Origin of the sequence: Enterococcus sp. 125944 (genome assembly GCF_051909435.1) — a bacterium.
Classification (GTDB): domain Bacteria; phylum Bacillota; class Bacilli; order Lactobacillales; family Enterococcaceae; genus Enterococcus_D; species Enterococcus_D gallinarum.
Map to the genome: position 1 here is coordinate 434,500 of NZ_JBQASY010000001.1, position 13,537 is coordinate 448,036.

Annotated in this window: 29 protein-coding genes and 1 tRNA gene; 1 reads left to right on the forward strand and 29 read right to left on the reverse strand. The window is 39.2% G+C overall.

Features of this window, described 5'->3' with window-relative positions:
* Positions 1-86: 86 nt before the first annotated feature.
* The 26 genes from ACTFWY_RS02070 to ACTFWY_RS02195 form a co-directional block, all read right to left on the reverse strand.
* Complete coding sequence (locus ACTFWY_RS02070) at positions 87-1,130, reverse strand: helix-turn-helix domain-containing protein (protein WP_439927238.1); 1,044 nt, start codon at positions 1,128-1,130, stop codon at positions 87-89.
* A 415-nt stretch (positions 1,131-1,545) separates the two neighbouring features.
* Positions 1,546-1,630: transfer RNA gene (locus ACTFWY_RS02075), tRNA-Ser, on the reverse strand.
* 351 nt (positions 1,631-1,981) lie between these two features.
* A complete protein-coding gene (locus ACTFWY_RS02080; protein ID WP_242387605.1) occupies positions 1,982-2,395 on the reverse strand; it encodes an integrase in 414 nt (137 codons plus the stop codon).
* A gap of 213 nt (positions 2,396-2,608) precedes the next feature.
* Entirely contained in the window at positions 2,609-2,770 is a 162-nt protein-coding gene (locus ACTFWY_RS02085) for a hypothetical protein (protein WP_175496514.1), read from the reverse strand.
* A gap of 89 nt (positions 2,771-2,859) precedes the next feature.
* Entirely contained in the window at positions 2,860-3,054 is a 195-nt protein-coding gene (locus ACTFWY_RS02090) for a hypothetical protein (protein ID WP_439927237.1), read from the reverse strand.
* A gap of 14 nt (positions 3,055-3,068) precedes the next feature.
* On the reverse strand, positions 3,069-3,311 hold the full coding sequence (locus ACTFWY_RS02095; protein ID WP_439927235.1) for a hypothetical protein: 243 nt from the start codon (positions 3,309-3,311) through the stop codon (positions 3,069-3,071).
* A gap of 2 nt (positions 3,312-3,313) precedes the next feature.
* Positions 3,314-3,514 (reverse strand): hypothetical protein, encoded by a 201-nt coding sequence (locus ACTFWY_RS02100; protein WP_439927234.1) that lies wholly within the window; start codon positions 3,512-3,514, stop codon positions 3,314-3,316.
* Positions 3,504-3,989, reverse strand: a complete 486-nt coding sequence (locus ACTFWY_RS02105) for a hypothetical protein (RefSeq protein WP_439927232.1) — start codon at positions 3,987-3,989, stop codon at positions 3,504-3,506. Before ACTFWY_RS02105 ends, ACTFWY_RS02100 begins: the two co-directional genes overlap by 11 nt.
* A 41-nt stretch (positions 3,990-4,030) precedes the next feature.
* Positions 4,031-4,207 carry a hypothetical protein gene (locus tag ACTFWY_RS02110; protein WP_439927231.1) on the reverse strand — a complete coding sequence of 59 codons (177 nt, stop codon included), beginning with the start codon at positions 4,205-4,207 and terminating at the stop codon, positions 4,031-4,033.
* Positions 4,207-4,617 (reverse strand): hypothetical protein, encoded by a 411-nt coding sequence (locus ACTFWY_RS02115; protein WP_439927230.1) that lies wholly within the window; start codon positions 4,615-4,617, stop codon positions 4,207-4,209. Before ACTFWY_RS02115 ends, ACTFWY_RS02110 begins: the two co-directional genes overlap by 1 nt.
* Before the next feature lie 19 nt (positions 4,618-4,636).
* The gene (locus tag ACTFWY_RS02120) at positions 4,637-4,960 is read right to left on the reverse strand and encodes a hypothetical protein (RefSeq protein ID WP_113849446.1); all 324 of its coding nucleotides are present in this window, start codon (positions 4,958-4,960) and stop codon (positions 4,637-4,639) included.
* Between the two features lie 290 nt (positions 4,961-5,250).
* Positions 5,251-5,559: a hypothetical protein gene (locus ACTFWY_RS02125; RefSeq protein ID WP_439927229.1), complete on the reverse strand. Its 309-nt coding sequence runs from the start codon at positions 5,557-5,559 to the stop codon at positions 5,251-5,253.
* Complete coding sequence (locus ACTFWY_RS02130; RefSeq protein ID WP_096711182.1) at positions 5,559-5,792, reverse strand: hypothetical protein; 234 nt, start codon at positions 5,790-5,792, stop codon at positions 5,559-5,561. The genes ACTFWY_RS02125 and ACTFWY_RS02130 overlap by 1 nt, the downstream gene beginning before the upstream one ends.
* A complete protein-coding gene (locus ACTFWY_RS02135) occupies positions 5,789-6,337 on the reverse strand; it encodes a DUF1642 domain-containing protein (RefSeq protein WP_439927228.1) in 549 nt (182 codons plus the stop codon). Before ACTFWY_RS02135 ends, ACTFWY_RS02130 begins: the two co-directional genes overlap by 4 nt.
* Positions 6,315-6,476 carry a hypothetical protein gene (locus tag ACTFWY_RS02140; RefSeq protein WP_179299900.1) on the reverse strand — a complete coding sequence of 54 codons (162 nt, stop codon included), beginning with the start codon at positions 6,474-6,476 and terminating at the stop codon, positions 6,315-6,317. Before ACTFWY_RS02140 ends, ACTFWY_RS02135 begins: the two co-directional genes overlap by 23 nt.
* Positions 6,477-6,487: 11 nt before the next feature.
* A complete protein-coding gene (locus tag ACTFWY_RS02145; RefSeq protein ID WP_192189547.1) occupies positions 6,488-6,934 on the reverse strand; it encodes a single-stranded DNA-binding protein in 447 nt (148 codons plus the stop codon).
* Positions 6,931-7,314, reverse strand: a complete 384-nt coding sequence (locus ACTFWY_RS02150) for a hypothetical protein (RefSeq protein ID WP_225585938.1) — start codon at positions 7,312-7,314, stop codon at positions 6,931-6,933. The genes ACTFWY_RS02145 and ACTFWY_RS02150 overlap by 4 nt, the downstream gene beginning before the upstream one ends.
* Positions 7,304-7,486, reverse strand: coding sequence for a hypothetical protein (locus ACTFWY_RS02155; protein WP_192189546.1), 183 nt, complete (start codon positions 7,484-7,486; stop codon positions 7,304-7,306). The genes ACTFWY_RS02150 and ACTFWY_RS02155 overlap by 11 nt, the downstream gene beginning before the upstream one ends.
* Before the next feature lies 1 nt (position 7,487).
* Positions 7,488-7,799, reverse strand: a complete 312-nt coding sequence (locus tag ACTFWY_RS02160; RefSeq protein WP_195493379.1) for a hypothetical protein — start codon at positions 7,797-7,799, stop codon at positions 7,488-7,490.
* Positions 7,774-8,595 (reverse strand): hypothetical protein, encoded by an 822-nt coding sequence (locus ACTFWY_RS02165; RefSeq protein ID WP_113849821.1) that lies wholly within the window; start codon positions 8,593-8,595, stop codon positions 7,774-7,776. The genes ACTFWY_RS02160 and ACTFWY_RS02165 overlap by 26 nt, the downstream gene beginning before the upstream one ends.
* Before the next feature lies 1 nt (position 8,596).
* Entirely contained in the window at positions 8,597-8,923 is a 327-nt protein-coding gene (locus ACTFWY_RS02170; RefSeq protein WP_192189544.1) for a hypothetical protein, read from the reverse strand.
* A 4-nt stretch (positions 8,924-8,927) separates the two neighbouring features.
* Positions 8,928-9,605, reverse strand: coding sequence for a putative HNHc nuclease (locus ACTFWY_RS02175; protein WP_439927225.1), 678 nt, complete (start codon positions 9,603-9,605; stop codon positions 8,928-8,930).
* A gap of 5 nt (positions 9,606-9,610) precedes the next feature.
* Positions 9,611-10,294, reverse strand: a complete 684-nt coding sequence (locus ACTFWY_RS02180) for an ERF family protein (protein ID WP_439927224.1) — start codon at positions 10,292-10,294, stop codon at positions 9,611-9,613.
* Positions 10,294-10,629: a hypothetical protein gene (locus ACTFWY_RS02185; protein WP_439927223.1), complete on the reverse strand. Its 336-nt coding sequence runs from the start codon at positions 10,627-10,629 to the stop codon at positions 10,294-10,296. Before ACTFWY_RS02185 ends, ACTFWY_RS02180 begins: the two co-directional genes overlap by 1 nt.
* Positions 10,630-10,702: 73 nt before the next feature.
* Complete coding sequence (locus tag ACTFWY_RS02190) at positions 10,703-10,906, reverse strand: hypothetical protein (protein WP_439927221.1); 204 nt, start codon at positions 10,904-10,906, stop codon at positions 10,703-10,705.
* Complete coding sequence (locus ACTFWY_RS02195) at positions 10,903-11,028, reverse strand: hypothetical protein (protein ID WP_439927219.1); 126 nt, start codon at positions 11,026-11,028, stop codon at positions 10,903-10,905. The genes ACTFWY_RS02190 and ACTFWY_RS02195 overlap by 4 nt, the downstream gene beginning before the upstream one ends.
* A 329-nt stretch (positions 11,029-11,357) precedes the next feature.
* On the opposite strand from ACTFWY_RS02195, the gene ACTFWY_RS02200 reads away from it, so the two are divergent.
* Complete coding sequence (locus tag ACTFWY_RS02200) at positions 11,358-11,816, forward strand: hypothetical protein (protein WP_219645648.1); 459 nt, start codon at positions 11,358-11,360, stop codon at positions 11,814-11,816.
* Positions 11,817-11,913: 97 nt separating this feature from the next.
* Here the strand turns inward: ACTFWY_RS02200 and ACTFWY_RS02205 are convergent, their stop codons facing one another.
* Genes ACTFWY_RS02205 through ACTFWY_RS02215 form a run of 3 tightly spaced genes read right to left on the reverse strand, consistent with a single transcriptional unit; the run spans position 11,914 to position 13,507 of the window.
* Positions 11,914-12,102, reverse strand: a complete 189-nt coding sequence (locus ACTFWY_RS02205) for a hypothetical protein (protein ID WP_217956154.1) — start codon at positions 12,100-12,102, stop codon at positions 11,914-11,916.
* On the reverse strand, positions 12,102-12,617 hold the full coding sequence (locus tag ACTFWY_RS02210; RefSeq protein WP_311809782.1) for an ORF6C domain-containing protein: 516 nt from the start codon (positions 12,615-12,617) through the stop codon (positions 12,102-12,104). Before ACTFWY_RS02210 ends, ACTFWY_RS02205 begins: the two co-directional genes overlap by 1 nt.
* Positions 12,602-13,507, reverse strand: coding sequence for a hypothetical protein (locus ACTFWY_RS02215; protein WP_311809783.1), 906 nt, complete (start codon positions 13,505-13,507; stop codon positions 12,602-12,604). Before ACTFWY_RS02215 ends, ACTFWY_RS02210 begins: the two co-directional genes overlap by 16 nt.
* Between the last annotated feature and the right edge of the window lie 30 nt (positions 13,508-13,537).

Below are 13,537 nucleotides of genomic sequence, written 5' to 3' on the forward strand. Positions count from 1 at the left end.
ATGTTTAGGTTTCAACTCCGCTTGTCGGATGTTCTTATGCCTTAGTATTCCTACTGACAGTTGGATATAATAGTAATGCATATCAGTCACCCCAACTCATAGATTACTTTAAGCTTGTCTGCTGAATACTCAAAGGCCTGTGTACTCTTGTAGTTCATCGTGTAACCATTCTCCGACTCATACTGATCGTTAGGCTTTATTGTTCCTAGCTGTCGGTGAATAACACCTTTAAGGTTTTGAGCTTCCATTGAGTGATAATGCCCTTGGTGAATCTCAAGCCAACTACTCTTGCTCCATACGTCTCGAAACTCGGTAGCGAATAACATAGGGTAATCGCCCTTCTTACCGAAGTGTCCATGAGTGAGCATAATGCCTACATTGTCTAGCTGATATGCGATTCTTGGTAGGTTGTGTTTGTTTACCAATACCTGTGGATAGAGTGTCTCTAAGTACATTAAGAACAAATACTCAAAGTCACTGTGATTACCACTGGCAAATTCAATCCGCACTTCTGAGCTTTTTCTTAATGATTCATCGATCAGCGTAATGAAGAATGTTTTAGCCAACTCAATTGCTTCGACCATATCCACATCTTCAAGTTGGGTGCCTTTGATCGTTTGACTTGACTTCATAGCGTTTGAGTGAAAGATGTCCCCCAACACTTCTATGACGATTATCTTATAGCCTTTATTTATGATTGCTAATACATCGGATAGATAGGTTTCAAACTTTCGTTCCGACAAAATAGGGAAGTGCAAATCAGCCAAAGGTATGACTAGATTGCACTCCCCTTTTATAGTTGGTTTAACAAAGGCTGGTTCAACAGATTGTAATAGCTTTGTTGCCAAATCCTTAATACTAGTGTTCGTTTTCGGCTTCACCACAAACTTCAACTGCTGATTCCATTTCTGAATATCAGCAGTTGTTGTGGTCCACTCGTTAGTAGTTACTTGAGATATCTCCCACTTATCTGGATCATATCCCTTATAAAGAAGAATATCTTTTGGCGTCTTACTTCGTTTCTGATAGAATGCCATCTTTACTTCAAACTCGGCTTGAGAGATTGTTCCATCAGGATTATGACGCTCATTTACTTTGATTGAATGGTCACTCGGTTGCTTAACACGCATATTCTTTTCGCTCGGTGGCAAACCCAACCTGGTACGTTTACTTCTAACACTTGGCCACGAGAACTCTTCTCCGAACTCCTCTGACAGCATAGGCGCTATCTCTATATTTGTTAGTCCTTCATTTGCCAACTCCGACAATCGTTTGACCTGCTGTTCCGTCCACTTAGTAATGTCTGCCACCTCGCTTTTCTGCAAAATAAAAAGCCACTCGCAATGAGTGACTAATAAAACTCTCATATCAGATACACGTCTGCCACAAGGGAATGAGAGTATTGACTTAAATTTAAAGCAACCTACACGCTCGCGATCTCGAGCCACCATATCCCACTATGCCACAATCCTCGGTTGCTTTCTCTGTTCGTTCGCATCAAGGTAGCGAAACACCAAGTTTTAACGGGATAACTATAAACCCTATTGGTGACACAGGATTCGAACCTGTGACGTTGCCGGTTCTTCCGGTCCTCCGTACAACCATATCCACCAACTTGAGGGAGCTACCCTCTGCGCGCTTTTTTTCTGGGATCTAAGTCCCGTGTTTTGAGATTGTTTATCCGACAAAAGCCTTGGGATAACTCAAGAGCTGATTGCCACGTGCTTTTGTTCAATCTCAATGTCACTGGAGTGGCACTGCCCCACTCACGTATCAATACCACAAAAGATTGGCTAGTTCCTTTGTTGATCGCCCCTAACAATATTGATACAATCAAGCGTCTTCTACTTCCGCCACAGTGACTATCGCCCACAGAATAATTTTTACGTATCAAAAGGAGGTTGAATGCCGTTGTGCTTGTGGGCGATATCTGATAATACTAATTTACCACGTTTTTAGACCTCGAAAGTTTGAAAATCGTTTAAATATCAAGGCTTCTATCCAATTCTTCAAAGAATTTGTCTCTTAAAGTGAATGCTTTATTCCTACCGCACTTGATAACTAGATTATCAACTAAACCTTGCATTGTATATTGCGGAAATCGTTTGATATACAACTCTCGTATGATCGTCTCAGTGTCACTGCCGCACTCATCGAGAAGCTCTTCCACAATCTGCTTATTGCGTTTCAAACGCCGGATCTGCTTGTCTGTTTCAATGGTCCACAATGTACCAAACATTGTATCACTGTCACTTCTGGACCCCTTGATATCTCCATTTATATCCTCTTCCCGATACGGAACACGTATCTCTTCTTCAAGCTTCCTGACGTACTTATCCGTATCTCGGTAATCTTTCAACACTGCCTTGACTCGTTCAACACGCCATTTCTCCAATCACTTGCCCTCCTCGGTTAATTTTGCCCCACACATAGGACAAAAGGTAATCTCAAACTCTGCTGTGTAACCCGCATTATCAACTTCAGCTGTAACATGCATTGTATTGCCATTCACTCCAACTTCCACACAGTCGGTACGTCCTGACCACAGATAATCAGATCTATACAAAGTTTCCCTACTCCTTGGATCGGGTTTACAGTACTCACACATTTACTCGACCTCCATATAATCTCTGACGAACTCTTCAATTTCTTCTTCGCTGTATTTTTTTCTTGTTCCAAATTCACTCTCGATCAGTCGCTGCCATACGTATTCTAGCAGCATTCCGTGAGAGAAATCATAAGCATACGAGCCAGCAGCTTTCAAATCCAATCACTTGCCCTCCTCATTGTCTTCCTTACCGAATATCACGCTTGCAACTACTGCCGCTATTACCGCTACAAATATCAAAACCGCTTCTGTCATTTTTGTGCCTTCTCAATTTCCCGCTCTAGCCATTCATCTTTCGTTGCTAGCAAGGCACCTTCTTTGGAGTAATATTCATTGATCAACCTTGCTGGATTTTCTTTGGTTCCCTCACCTTCAAACGAAACCACATGAATAACTTCCATCATTTTAACTTCACGAACATGATTTGATTTCTTCGGTAAATTCATTGATTATCCTCCGTTTATAAGATAGATTTGATTTTCTTCAGTTGCTTTCTCTTGATTCTTGATTTCTTTGTCCTACGATAAATTTGATGATATTTCTTGACCCTTGGATCTCTTGATTGTTTGATTTGAATATTTAGAACAGCTTCATCCATTGATGCACCGAATAGCCTAAAAGCATTCGATATACTGTTTACTATTTCTTCAATTGATCCGCGGGACCAAGTAAGCAACCTTTGGTTAGTTTCATCCGATGCCATTTTCATCCCCCTGCTTCCATCGCATCTCGCACTAACGGATCGTTGATAATAATCTTGTACTTCATCTGCTCATGCTGCAGCTGTTCTTGTAACTGCTCAATCTGCTTCTGTTGGTCCACTATTGTATAGGATAGCCAACTTAGACCTGCGATTGTCAGCAGTATTGATACAATAGCTAGTACTGTATAGTGATTAATTTTCATTGGCTTTCAACTCCCAAAATGGTGCCAATTTATATAGTTTTCCGACTTCTCTATTCAGCGAACGAACCATACTTTCTAGTACAGTCGCCCTTGTTCCGATCGTGACATTTCGCTTTTTGGCTTTTTTAACGCTTGTTATGCCGATGTTGTGGCTGAGTTCATCAAAAATCAAAATGCCCTCATAATAGTATTTCCAACCTAAATCTTGATTGGCTTGGATCACTTCCCATAGTTCGTTAGTTACCACGAGATAGTTATAATCACCGATAAACGTTTGACTTGCCCTTGATTTCAAATCAGCTAGCGTGACTTTGATCTCATAACAGCGAATCGTGTTATCTGTTGAATACGTGATATAGTCCACTCGCTCTTTGCCGTACCAACCGATAGTGACTTCAAAACATCCGAAAACACCCATTTTATTTGTATAGTTCCATAAGCATTTCTCTGCTTGTCTGGTCAAATCTGTCTTCAATTGATCACTCCTTCAGTTTGCTATCGCTGACGATTGCGGAATTAAAGAACATCCCTGAAATAACATGCAGCGTTGCAATATCCATACTTACTGCCATATTTGTTTCTCTTTAAATCAAGCTTTTTTAAGCAGTATCCACAATACAGTTGATGTTCAGCTTGTTCGCCAATCATAGCAATCCACTGTTTACGTTTTTTCTTTCTTTGCCGAGCATTCATCATTCTTCCTCCTGTTCCAAAGACCATTGAGCGAATGCTGATAGGACTTCTGCTGCTTGCTTCCTAGTCAATCTTGCAAGAGCATTTTTAGACTTCAATAACCCCTCCGTACAATCTTTTTCTAGCTGATTAGAAGAAATAGTTAGCAAATTAAAAAGAGAATGAATTGCTTTGATTAGTGATCCATTTGAGCCTGCGTTGATTTTCAGTTGCCCTAGCACAATCTGCTGATTCTCGTTAAGTTTCTCTGTAACAGGATGTAAATCTAATTGACTAGGGTTTAAGTAGGTCACTCGTGATTGAGTAAGTGCCACTTCAAGTAGCGGCTCGTTTTCATCTTGTGTTACTCTCATAACTTCTCCCTGATACCCTTGGAAATAAACTTTATCGCCTGCTTTAATTTCACTCATAATCATTCCTCGCTTTCTGCTATTTCGTCGGATTACAAACTGGTGGCTCGATCAAAGTCTGTGTTTTATAGTCGACCCATGTCTCATCTCCGAAATTTTGATAGATTGCCACTTCTTCTTCGCTTAGGAATCTAGCAACCATCTTTCGATGTGCAAAGCCAGCTGATACTGCGCCTTTGCCTGTTAGCTTCGGTTTGGTTTTCCAAATCAGATCGGTAGTGAAATACCTGCCACAATTCTTAACAAGATAGTCAACTGCTTCTCTTCCTGAATTGTGGATCTCAACGTCCATCACACCACCACGCATCATGTCGTAGTAATAAGTTATTGCTTGTTTTGCCATTTTCTTCCCCTTTCCAGTTGGTTATTTTGGTGGATAGTGGAATCATCTACTATCCTCTTTAAAGCATTGAATGCAAATATATGAATTATCTATCTTCCGTAGTTGTCCAACGCAGTTGCACTTAAAGCATTTAATAACCCTACCTTTTCGATAGTTTCTTCCGCTAATGGTGTCTAACGTCTTTGATAAACGCATCATTTCAGATAGATTCACCCTTCTTGCACCAGAATCAATAACAGCAATTCGTTCATCTTCCATGACTTCCTCCATTCCGCTATTTCTGTCGACTACTAACTCAATATCTCGACCGTTGCACCTGCAAAATTGCCTTTCTTCAAAGGTATCTGCAATCTGCATGCTCGATCCAATGTCCATTTGTTCAGCCCTGACATCTCTGCGGCTTCACGCTGTGTGCTGAATTCTTTGACTTCACCATCTGGAAAAGTAAATCTGACTGGCGTTGAGTTGTATCTATTCTGCTTTGGTCGATCGTAACTCTTTCCCCACAAAGCCTTTCTCAAAACTCTGATTTCGTCTTCATCAGCACCTGGCGTATTAACTAACTTTTCCAACCGATACAAATCTTCTTTATTAGTCATCATTCCACCCTCTTCATATTTCGCAATTTAACTACTGTCCGATCGCTGCCAAACGTCACAATAGCTGAGTTCTCAAGCACTTTGACACACACTGCTTTGAAAGGTGTTTTAAAACGTTCGGTCACACACCAATACTCGATGCCTGCTTTTACTCTACGTTGCTTTCTGACTACTCGTGGCGGTGGGCTATACTTACCGTCTTGCACGCCTGTTACTGTGTCTGCTAGTTTCATTTGACTTCCTCCACCGGCACTGGTACTGCAAACTGTTTGATTTCTGGAAAATGCTTATCTAGTTCTTCTTGAGTAAACTTCTGAGCATTTCCTTGGCGGTACGAGACTTTACCATCCTCATCTACACAATAATGAACAGGATACGGTACATAAGGCACCGGCATTAGAAATAGTGGTTCTTTCTCCACTTCATATCCAAACATCCACGCTTTAGCAGTCAGTTCATCATTTTCGTTGTCTACAACCCAATTTTGAAAATCTTCCGAGCCAACATCTTCGCCATTGGAGATTTCATAATATCCATCTAGGCAATCAGCAAGTGTAGCTTTTTCTTTGCATCGTTCAATCCAATCAGCCGCAAACTTTGGCACAGTTACTTTTGGTTGTTCGTCAAGTTGCTCAATCTTTTTCTGTGAAATTAAAAGTCCCATATATATTCCTGTGCCTATGCCTCTGGAAATTCCAGTGCTTTTCATGTCGGTACATAATTTATAAAATTCATTTTTATTTTTTTCTATGTCATCAATCAATTCTTGTTTGTTCATCTTTGCTCCTCCGTTCCATTTCCTCGGCTAGCCATTCTTGTTGCTTGAGCAATCTCTCGACATGGCTGTCGATTACTTTCTTTCTCCATACTAGGTCCTTATCCGACATGTTTCTGATTTGGATTTGTGTTGGTGTCATCTGCTCACCTCTCAAAATGGAAGATCTTGACTATCGATCTCGATAGACGAATTACCAAATGGGTCTGATTGCGCGTTGTTGCGGTTTTGCTGTGCGTTGGCATTATTACTCGTTTGGTTGTTTGAAACGCCACCACCGCTGTTTTTGGTGTCTAAAAACTCAATTCCGCCGTATTGGTTCGCTACAACCTCGATAACCGTTCTTTTCTGTCCGTCTTGCGTTTCATAACTTCTGCTAGTCAGCTTACCGTTGACAGCAATTTTTGATCCCTTGTTTGTGTAGTTGGCTAGTGATTCGGCTTGTTTCTCCCACACTACGATCGGAATGAAATATGATTTCTTGTTGTCGCCCCATCCATCGTCTAAAGCCAGCGTATTCGTTGCCACCGCTTTTCCAGACTTCGTGTACTTCAATTCGTTGTCTCTTACCAATCTGCCGATTAAATTTACTGTATTCATTTTTCTTCCTCCAATATCTCAATTTCAATTCTTGGGCAATCTTTATCAACCACAAAATAATGATGAATTTCTTTAATTTCATTGAATCCATCGTTTTCAATCATCCTAGCTTCTTGCATGCCATCTAATATAAATTTGACACCAAAAGCAACATTGTCGGGATCCTTGCGCTTGTTTTTGCAGTACCAAGTGATTTTCAAGTTGATTGGCGTTGTCACTCTTAGCCCTGCCGCTTTCGCCATCAAGAATGCATAGCAACATTTTTCTGTGTTCTCCTTTTTCAACTTAGCGCCTGCATAGCGGTTCGTCCGCTGGCTATTGATGAACTTGTTCAAGTCAATCAATTCACCAGGAATTACAATCTTTTTGTTATAAGGCATTTCGTTTGTCCAAGAGGTCCAAAGTTATGACCGCTATATCCCTTTCCGTTAGATTCAATTTCTTTGCAACCTCTGTTGGCTTCATACCAGAATCTAAGAGTGCCGCCGCTCTCACGAGTAATCTTTTAGGAAAATCAAACCGCCATCCGTCTAAGCAAATCACTTTCTCCATATCATCCGCCTCCATTTTTCAAACTCATGTATAGCTGCTGCGCCTCTTTCCATAGTTCATCTGTCGTGACATCCATGAAATTCTTTCCAAAGTGATTGCTGTCTACTAACCGCTTTGATATAAGCAAATGTCGATACATAAGCATGAACACTCTGAATTTAGCTTCTGCTCCAGTAGATTCTGTATCACCTGTCTCTTTCACATAAGCAGTCATAGACTCTAGTGGAAACCTCATCGATTCTTGATGTTCAGCAGGCAAAAGGTTGAATATCAATTTCACAGGCTTACTAAAATCCCTCTGTGTCTCCGACATCTTCTAAGAACCTCCTTAAATCTTCATCAGTCACTTTTGGCTTGTTGCTAGAATAATCGACTGGCTCCTTTGCCCAATCCGGAAGTTGTTCTTGCCTAGTAGAATTTGAGAATGATTTTTTGGGAGTCAAATCATACTGATCTAGATATCGTTTGTCTCTTATCCATCTAAAAAACTCCTGTGCGTTGTACCAACTGTTTAATTCGATATAAGCCATGTAGTTGTCAAAACCTGTCTTAAACCTTTCAAACTCTGTCTGGTTAGTAACCTTCTTGCTAAATTGTTCTTTAGCCTTCTTTTTTTGTGTCTTTTTAGGGTACCTTTCCCAAAATTGTTCGAATCGAGCTATATATAAATTAGTACTTGGTATAGATAAGTCATTAGTAAAAGAATAAGTACTTAGTAGCTTCCGATTTTCTACTTCTTGGTTTTCTACTTCTTGGTTTTCTACTTCTTGAAAATCGGTAAGTGGTGAACTTGTTGTTAAATCAACGTTTTCTCTAATTTCCGTCCTCCACTCAACTATTTTTCCTGATTCATTTCTAATCGGAAACCTACGTACATACCCTTTTTCTGTTAATTCGTTCCAACCACTTCTGAAACTTGCTTTCTTGTCGGTAGCATGTTCAATCAATTCTTCCAAATAAATTACCCAATCATCAGGAAGACTAAGGATGTAACACATTATTCCTTTAGCCTTCCAACTAATATCGTTTCGACGAAGTATCTCGTTATGGATAATTGAGTAATTGTTCGTTTTGGACTGGCGGAATATTTGAGTTCTTACTTCTGCCACGTTATCCCTCCTCTGATAGCTTGACTTTTTCCGATAGCAGCCCTTTAAGCTTTTCCGAAATCTTCTTACACTCAGAAAAGTATTCCATTTCTTTCAGATAATCTTGTCCTTTTTGTGTATCCAATATGCTGCATATCCCAGATTCAGGGGAGCATGGGCACCATTCTTTACTACAATATCTGAAATTTAGTATTAATCTTGTTAGTTCAACGATCAGTTTATTGCCGACTAGAAACAATTCCTTATCTTCATTGCCACAAGCTATATCATTCTGGTTGAAGAAAATAAGGTGTTTCAAATCAATGGTCGAAAATTCTAATTTTTCCAAGAAATCAACCTCCTATCCTCAATTTTTTAATCTCGTCTTGATTCAGCTTCACGCCGATTACGTGATACTTGTTTTTAAACTCCGTAATCCCCATTTGATGCTTCTCGATATGATGGGTTCTACAAAGTGCTGCAAAAGTAAATTCTGTGTGATCTACTTCTTTCCGCTTTCGTCTGCCTAGGGCTTTGTCAAAGTGATCGATGTCAGCGTTCTTTTTACCGCAAATGCAGCAGGTTCGATTCATTACACATTTATAAAAGAAATACTGAATGTTTTGTGGCGGAACCTCGTATCCATCTTTGAAAGGGATATCTCCATCGAAGATAAAGTCGAGTATCAAATCAGCCAGCAAAGATACATCATCCACTGTATTCGTGGAAATATTTTTCAAACTAATATTTTTTCCTGTTAAAAACCGAAATTGCCAGTAAAATATATTTTTTAAGTCGTCGAATGGTTGTCCGGTGTATCTGTAAATATCATTCATGAGAGAAAACACAAACGCCCTCTGTTCGACTGTGAACCCTCGTGGGTCTTTGATGAATATTTCCGCCTGTCGCTCGCCGTCATATCCATCAAAGATTGTTTTGAGACGCGCGATATTTAGTTCATCTTTGAGTTCTAGCGTCAGGCGATTGCCTTCAACTTTTATTATTTTTGCGAGATACGAAAGGTTGTTCATTTACATCACTTCTTCTTTTTGGCTTCTTTTTCATACCCGTTGACCCATTTAGTCAAAGTATTCATAACCAAACCGAAATCATAGCCGCTGAAATCATCAAGTGCTTTAGCTTGAGAGATCCCGTTTGACATCTTCGCTTGTTCGAAAAAGGCTTCTTTCGGCTGGCCTTTCAAGTCATGTAGTTTTTGTAACTGAATTTCAATTGCTTCTTTCTGCTCTGGTTCTGCTGGAATGCGTTTAAGAATTTCTTTTTGAAAAACATCTGGATCAACTTCATCAGTCGGAATGTTAAATTCTTTAAGAAAGAATGTTTTTTCGGCATAAGTTAGTGCTTGCCCGTATGCGTATGAAGCATTCTCATCATCCGCCATAGCAGCAAACAAAACTTCTTCTCTTTCTGAAGGATTATCAGCGTTGATCCATGTATATTTCATGTCCAATGTCACTAAATAGTTGAAAATATCTTTTTTTGTCTTTTCGTTTATACCTACTTTTTGTCGTTCGATTTCTTTATGAAGAACTTCGGTTTTCAAATAGAGGTTTAAACTATTCATATGACGGTTAAATTCCGTTAGAACCGTTTCAGAACTCACAACAGCAAATTTCATATACTGTTTTTGTTCCTTTTTGATATACGGAATCTTTTTTCTGAGAGTGATTAATTTCTGAATAATGTTTTTCTCTGCCATTAAATCAAATCCTTTCCTAAAACTGGTTCAGCGCTCCAAACCAAATCTTTGTCTTTTTCGTCAAATATGAATTCGCAGATGTCTTCAGCATGGACAAGATATTGTTTTGTTTTTTCGTAAACCTCATCCAATGAAAAGATGATTGTATTTGGATTGAGTTTCACAAAAACGATAAACAATTCATCGTCAGCGTTGACTGCACGAGGTTTGTAGCTTGTCATGATGCGTTCTTCCTTGTATTCATCAAACCCTTTAAATTGGTGGATATTAGGCATCACATGACTGGTTTCGTCTTGCATCAGGTTGTCGTAGTTTGTTGCGATATAATCTGACATCTTCCCACTCCTCTCGATTTGTGGTAAACTTAGGTAAATATTTTTTCATAATTGACTGACTAAAGCTTGCCGGCTAGTCGGTCTTTTTTTGTTGAATAAGGTATTTTGTTAGATGTTGCATGAGTTTAAATATTTTTCCGTCGTCAAGATAGATAGCCACGGTTTCTTTGTCCTGTTTATTTTGTGCGATCAACACTAACTCTCCGTGCATGTCATGAAGCGAAAGCTGTGATTCGTTTCTTTGCACTTTGTCCGATACACGTAAGATTTCACTCATACAATCCCCTTCCGTTTCTTCATCCGTTCAATATTCTGCCTTGACTGAATCAACGGCTTGTTATGCTTGTACCAACGATCAGCAATGATTTTGCCGATGCGTAGCGCTTCAGCTCTATTCATACCGTCTCACCTTCCTTTTGCTCTTGTAGTTAAGACTGACTCCATATGGTCCTGTGTCGGAGCTCATGAATACTGGTCCTTTTTTTGCAGCAAGTTTGATATCTCCGTCCGTTGTTTCCAAATTTAGGAATACTGGTGTTTCAGTGATTCGTAGATACCAAATACAAAACTTCTTAATCATAGTTTCTCCTCCTTGAAGTATCGATCGATCAAAGCGAGCGCTTCTTCTTTTGTGTGGACTGTATGAGTCGTGTGTCCGTCTGTGAATGTTACTGTTATCATGTGGTTCCTCCTTTGGTATAATTGTTTAAAAACTGGTGGTGTTATTAATGCAATTGGATTCAACTGTTACCTTCGCGCTTATTGTTGCCGTTATTTCACTGATATCTCCGATGATTACGACTTATCTAAGTAACAAACACGATCTAAAAGTCAATGAAATAAAGTTTAAACAAAAGAAATACGAGCAAAACGATCTATATGTTAAAAGAATGTTTGATAACTTTGTTCAATCTTTTGGAGAAGTTATGGAATATCCTCAAGCGAACAATCAGAAAAGATTCGGCAAGTATTATTTCAGTTGCCTGAACTATGTTCCTAAGAAAGATTATGAAACCTTTGTTGAATTCTATGATATTTATAAAAGTTCAAACGATGAAGTTACGGTTGAATTCTTCACGTTAAGAATCCTTCCTATCACGCGTTCAATTATAAAAAGCTATGAAAATAGTGAAACCAATGCAAATCCCGAGAGCGTACCACTTATAAAAAGAATTTTCGGGAAATAGTTTTTTCATTAGCTCATTACAAATGAAAGCTACAGAATAGACTATCAAGCATAGTATTTGTTCCACCCTAGCCCCTCCTTCCGCGTGGGGTTATTTTTCATCCAATACTCCAGTTGCGATCGGCCACTTCATCAATACCCAACAAATCTGCAATAGCATAGATATGCTCTTTCATCAGCTCTTGAAAGTCCTCGTAAGTTGCTGGCTTTCCGTCTACTTGTAAATTCGATGATTCGGCATACTCCATTGCACTTTTTAGCGCATCTTTGACGTTCTCAAATTCCATTATTTCTCCTCCAATTCCAAAACGTTCAATACTGCAGGCGTTGCTTGCAAATCTGCCAGACTAAAGTGTTCATAGGTTAGTACGTTTAAATAAGCTAAGGCTTCATCAAAATCTACTCGCTTAATCGACGTATAACGGACAACGTTCATGCGTTTCTTTAACTTAGAGTGAATACGGCTCATGAACATACCTTTCCAAGCTTTAAATAGATTGCCACTGTATGTTTTACCTTGGCGCTTTTGATGTTCTTCGGTTAAGCTAATGGCAAGTTTGCTGACAATTGAACGCAATTCCTTTTGCTCTTCATAGGTGATAGTGACTTGCTCAGACATTTTTTCATATAATGAGCGGCTTTCACTGACGTGCTCTTTTACTTCGTCTTTCAGCTCAATCATTTCTTCTTTGACATTTCCCATTTCACGCAACAAACTTACCAGCGCTTCACTTTGTTTGCCTTGTGTTTCCAATGTGTGGATCAATGCGATCGTGTTGTTTTTAGTTAATTGATTACCCATGCTACTTCTCCTCCGATTTCTTGTTTGATTTGTTTTAATAGTTTTTCAACTCTGGAAATTGAATCCGTGAGTTTTTGCTTTGTCTCATCGTTCGCACCAGCGATTGCTTGCGAATCGTATACCGTTACCGCTTGTTCTTTAACAAATTGATTCATATTGATAATGAGTTTATGAACACTGATATCGGCATCACGTTGTAGACGTTTTAGGTGTGCTTGTTCTAGTTCATCATTTTCAACCTTCGCTTTTTCTTGCAACGCTTTTTCGGAATCCGCTATCCGTTGTTTCAAAGCTTCCTGTTCAGCTTTAAGCGATTGATTTTCTTTGGTGATTTCATCAATAATCTTTGTAGATTGCTTAAGCTGCTGATAGTCGTCTGGAACCTTCTCGACAATGACTTCTTTTTCAACTACTTCCGTTTCTTGCTCATTCAGATCATCAATCATCTGTGCTTGTAGTTTAATTTGCTCATCCTTTGCTTTTAGCTGTTTCTCAAGCTCTCGATATTCTTTGGTGGTTTTTATATCGCCTGAGAGCACCATTTCTACCGCTTCTGGTTTAGCTGACGGTTTGGATATTTCTGTTTTGAGTGTGGTTGGTAGTTCTTGGAACATTTCGATTTGTTTGTATTCGTCCATCTGATGGACAAATTTAGCTTGGTTGATGTAGTTATAAACAGTTTGTTTTTTCAATCCAATTGAATTGAACCATTTCTCGAATGTGCCTGTTTTGAAACTAGCAAGTTTTTCTTGTGCTTCAATTAACTTCTCGCCTAATTGAATTGAGCTGTTTAGAACGATTGATTGTAGTTCCTGTTCTTTTAGTTTTAAAAATTGAGCAGTGGTATCATCTACTATTGAATAGTCAAAATTTGTTGAAACTTCATTCAATGTCATTCTCCTTTCTTTGGTATAATTTCC

Bases quoted from the DNA above. Each gene is read 5' to 3' on its own strand.
- ACTFWY_RS02210 (WP_311809782.1), bottom strand. From the start codon at position 12,617: ATGGGTAATCAATTAACTAAAAACAACACGATCGCATTGATCCACACA.
- ACTFWY_RS02115 (WP_439927230.1), bottom strand. From the start codon at position 4,617: ATGAGTGAAATTAAAGCAGGCGATAAAGTTTATTTCCAAGGGTATCAG.
- ACTFWY_RS02125 (WP_439927229.1), bottom strand. From the start codon at position 5,559: ATGACTAATAAAGAAGATTTGTATCGGTTGGAAAAGTTAGTTAATACG.
- ACTFWY_RS02100 (WP_439927234.1), bottom strand. From the start codon at position 3,514: ATGAAAATTAATCACTATACAGTACTAGCTATTGTATCAATACTGCTG.
- ACTFWY_RS02200 (WP_219645648.1), top strand. From the start codon at position 11,358: ATGCAATTGGATTCAACTGTTACCTTCGCGCTTATTGTTGCCGTTATT.
- ACTFWY_RS02160 (WP_195493379.1), bottom strand. From the start codon at position 7,799: ATGTCGGAGACACAGAGGGATTTTAGTAAGCCTGTGAAATTGATATTC.
- ACTFWY_RS02190 (WP_439927221.1), bottom strand. From the start codon at position 10,906: ATGAGTGAAATCTTACGTGTATCGGACAAAGTGCAAAGAAACGAATCA.
- ACTFWY_RS02110 (WP_439927231.1), bottom strand. From the start codon at position 4,207: ATGAATGCTCGGCAAAGAAAGAAAAAACGTAAACAGTGGATTGCTATG.
- ACTFWY_RS02185 (WP_439927223.1), bottom strand. From the start codon at position 10,629: ATGTCAGATTATATCGCAACAAACTACGACAACCTGATGCAAGACGAA.
- ACTFWY_RS02130 (WP_096711182.1), bottom strand. From the start codon at position 5,792: ATGAAACTAGCAGACACAGTAACAGGCGTGCAAGACGGTAAGTATAGC.
- ACTFWY_RS02195 (WP_439927219.1), bottom strand. From the start codon at position 11,028: ATGAATAGAGCTGAAGCGCTACGCATCGGCAAAATCATTGCTGATCGT.
- ACTFWY_RS02155 (WP_192189546.1), bottom strand. From the start codon at position 7,486: ATGGAGAAAGTGATTTGCTTAGACGGATGGCGGTTTGATTTTCCTAAA.
- ACTFWY_RS02180 (WP_439927224.1), bottom strand. From the start codon at position 10,294: ATGGCAGAGAAAAACATTATTCAGAAATTAATCACTCTCAGAAAAAAG.
- ACTFWY_RS02120 (WP_113849446.1), bottom strand. From the start codon at position 4,960: ATGGCAAAACAAGCAATAACTTATTACTACGACATGATGCGTGGTGGT.
- ACTFWY_RS02145 (WP_192189547.1), bottom strand. From the start codon at position 6,934: ATGAATACAGTAAATTTAATCGGCAGATTGGTAAGAGACAACGAATTG.
- ACTFWY_RS02205 (WP_217956154.1), bottom strand. From the start codon at position 12,102: ATGGAATTTGAGAACGTCAAAGATGCGCTAAAAAGTGCAATGGAGTAT.
- ACTFWY_RS02090 (WP_439927237.1), bottom strand. From the start codon at position 3,054: ATGAATTTACCGAAGAAATCAAATCATGTTCGTGAAGTTAAAATGATG.
- ACTFWY_RS02095 (WP_439927235.1), bottom strand. From the start codon at position 3,311: ATGGCATCGGATGAAACTAACCAAAGGTTGCTTACTTGGTCCCGCGGA.
- ACTFWY_RS02135 (WP_439927228.1), bottom strand. From the start codon at position 6,337: ATGAACAAACAAGAATTGATTGATGACATAGAAAAAAATAAAAATGAA.
- ACTFWY_RS02140 (WP_179299900.1), bottom strand. From the start codon at position 6,476: ATGACACCAACACAAATCCAAATCAGAAACATGTCGGATAAGGACCTA.
- ACTFWY_RS02175 (WP_439927225.1), bottom strand. From the start codon at position 9,605: ATGAACAACCTTTCGTATCTCGCAAAAATAATAAAAGTTGAAGGCAAT.
- ACTFWY_RS02150 (WP_225585938.1), bottom strand. From the start codon at position 7,314: ATGCCTTATAACAAAAAGATTGTAATTCCTGGTGAATTGATTGACTTG.
- ACTFWY_RS02070 (WP_439927238.1), bottom strand. From the start codon at position 1,130: ATGCGTGTTAAGCAACCGAGTGACCATTCAATCAAAGTAAATGAGCGT.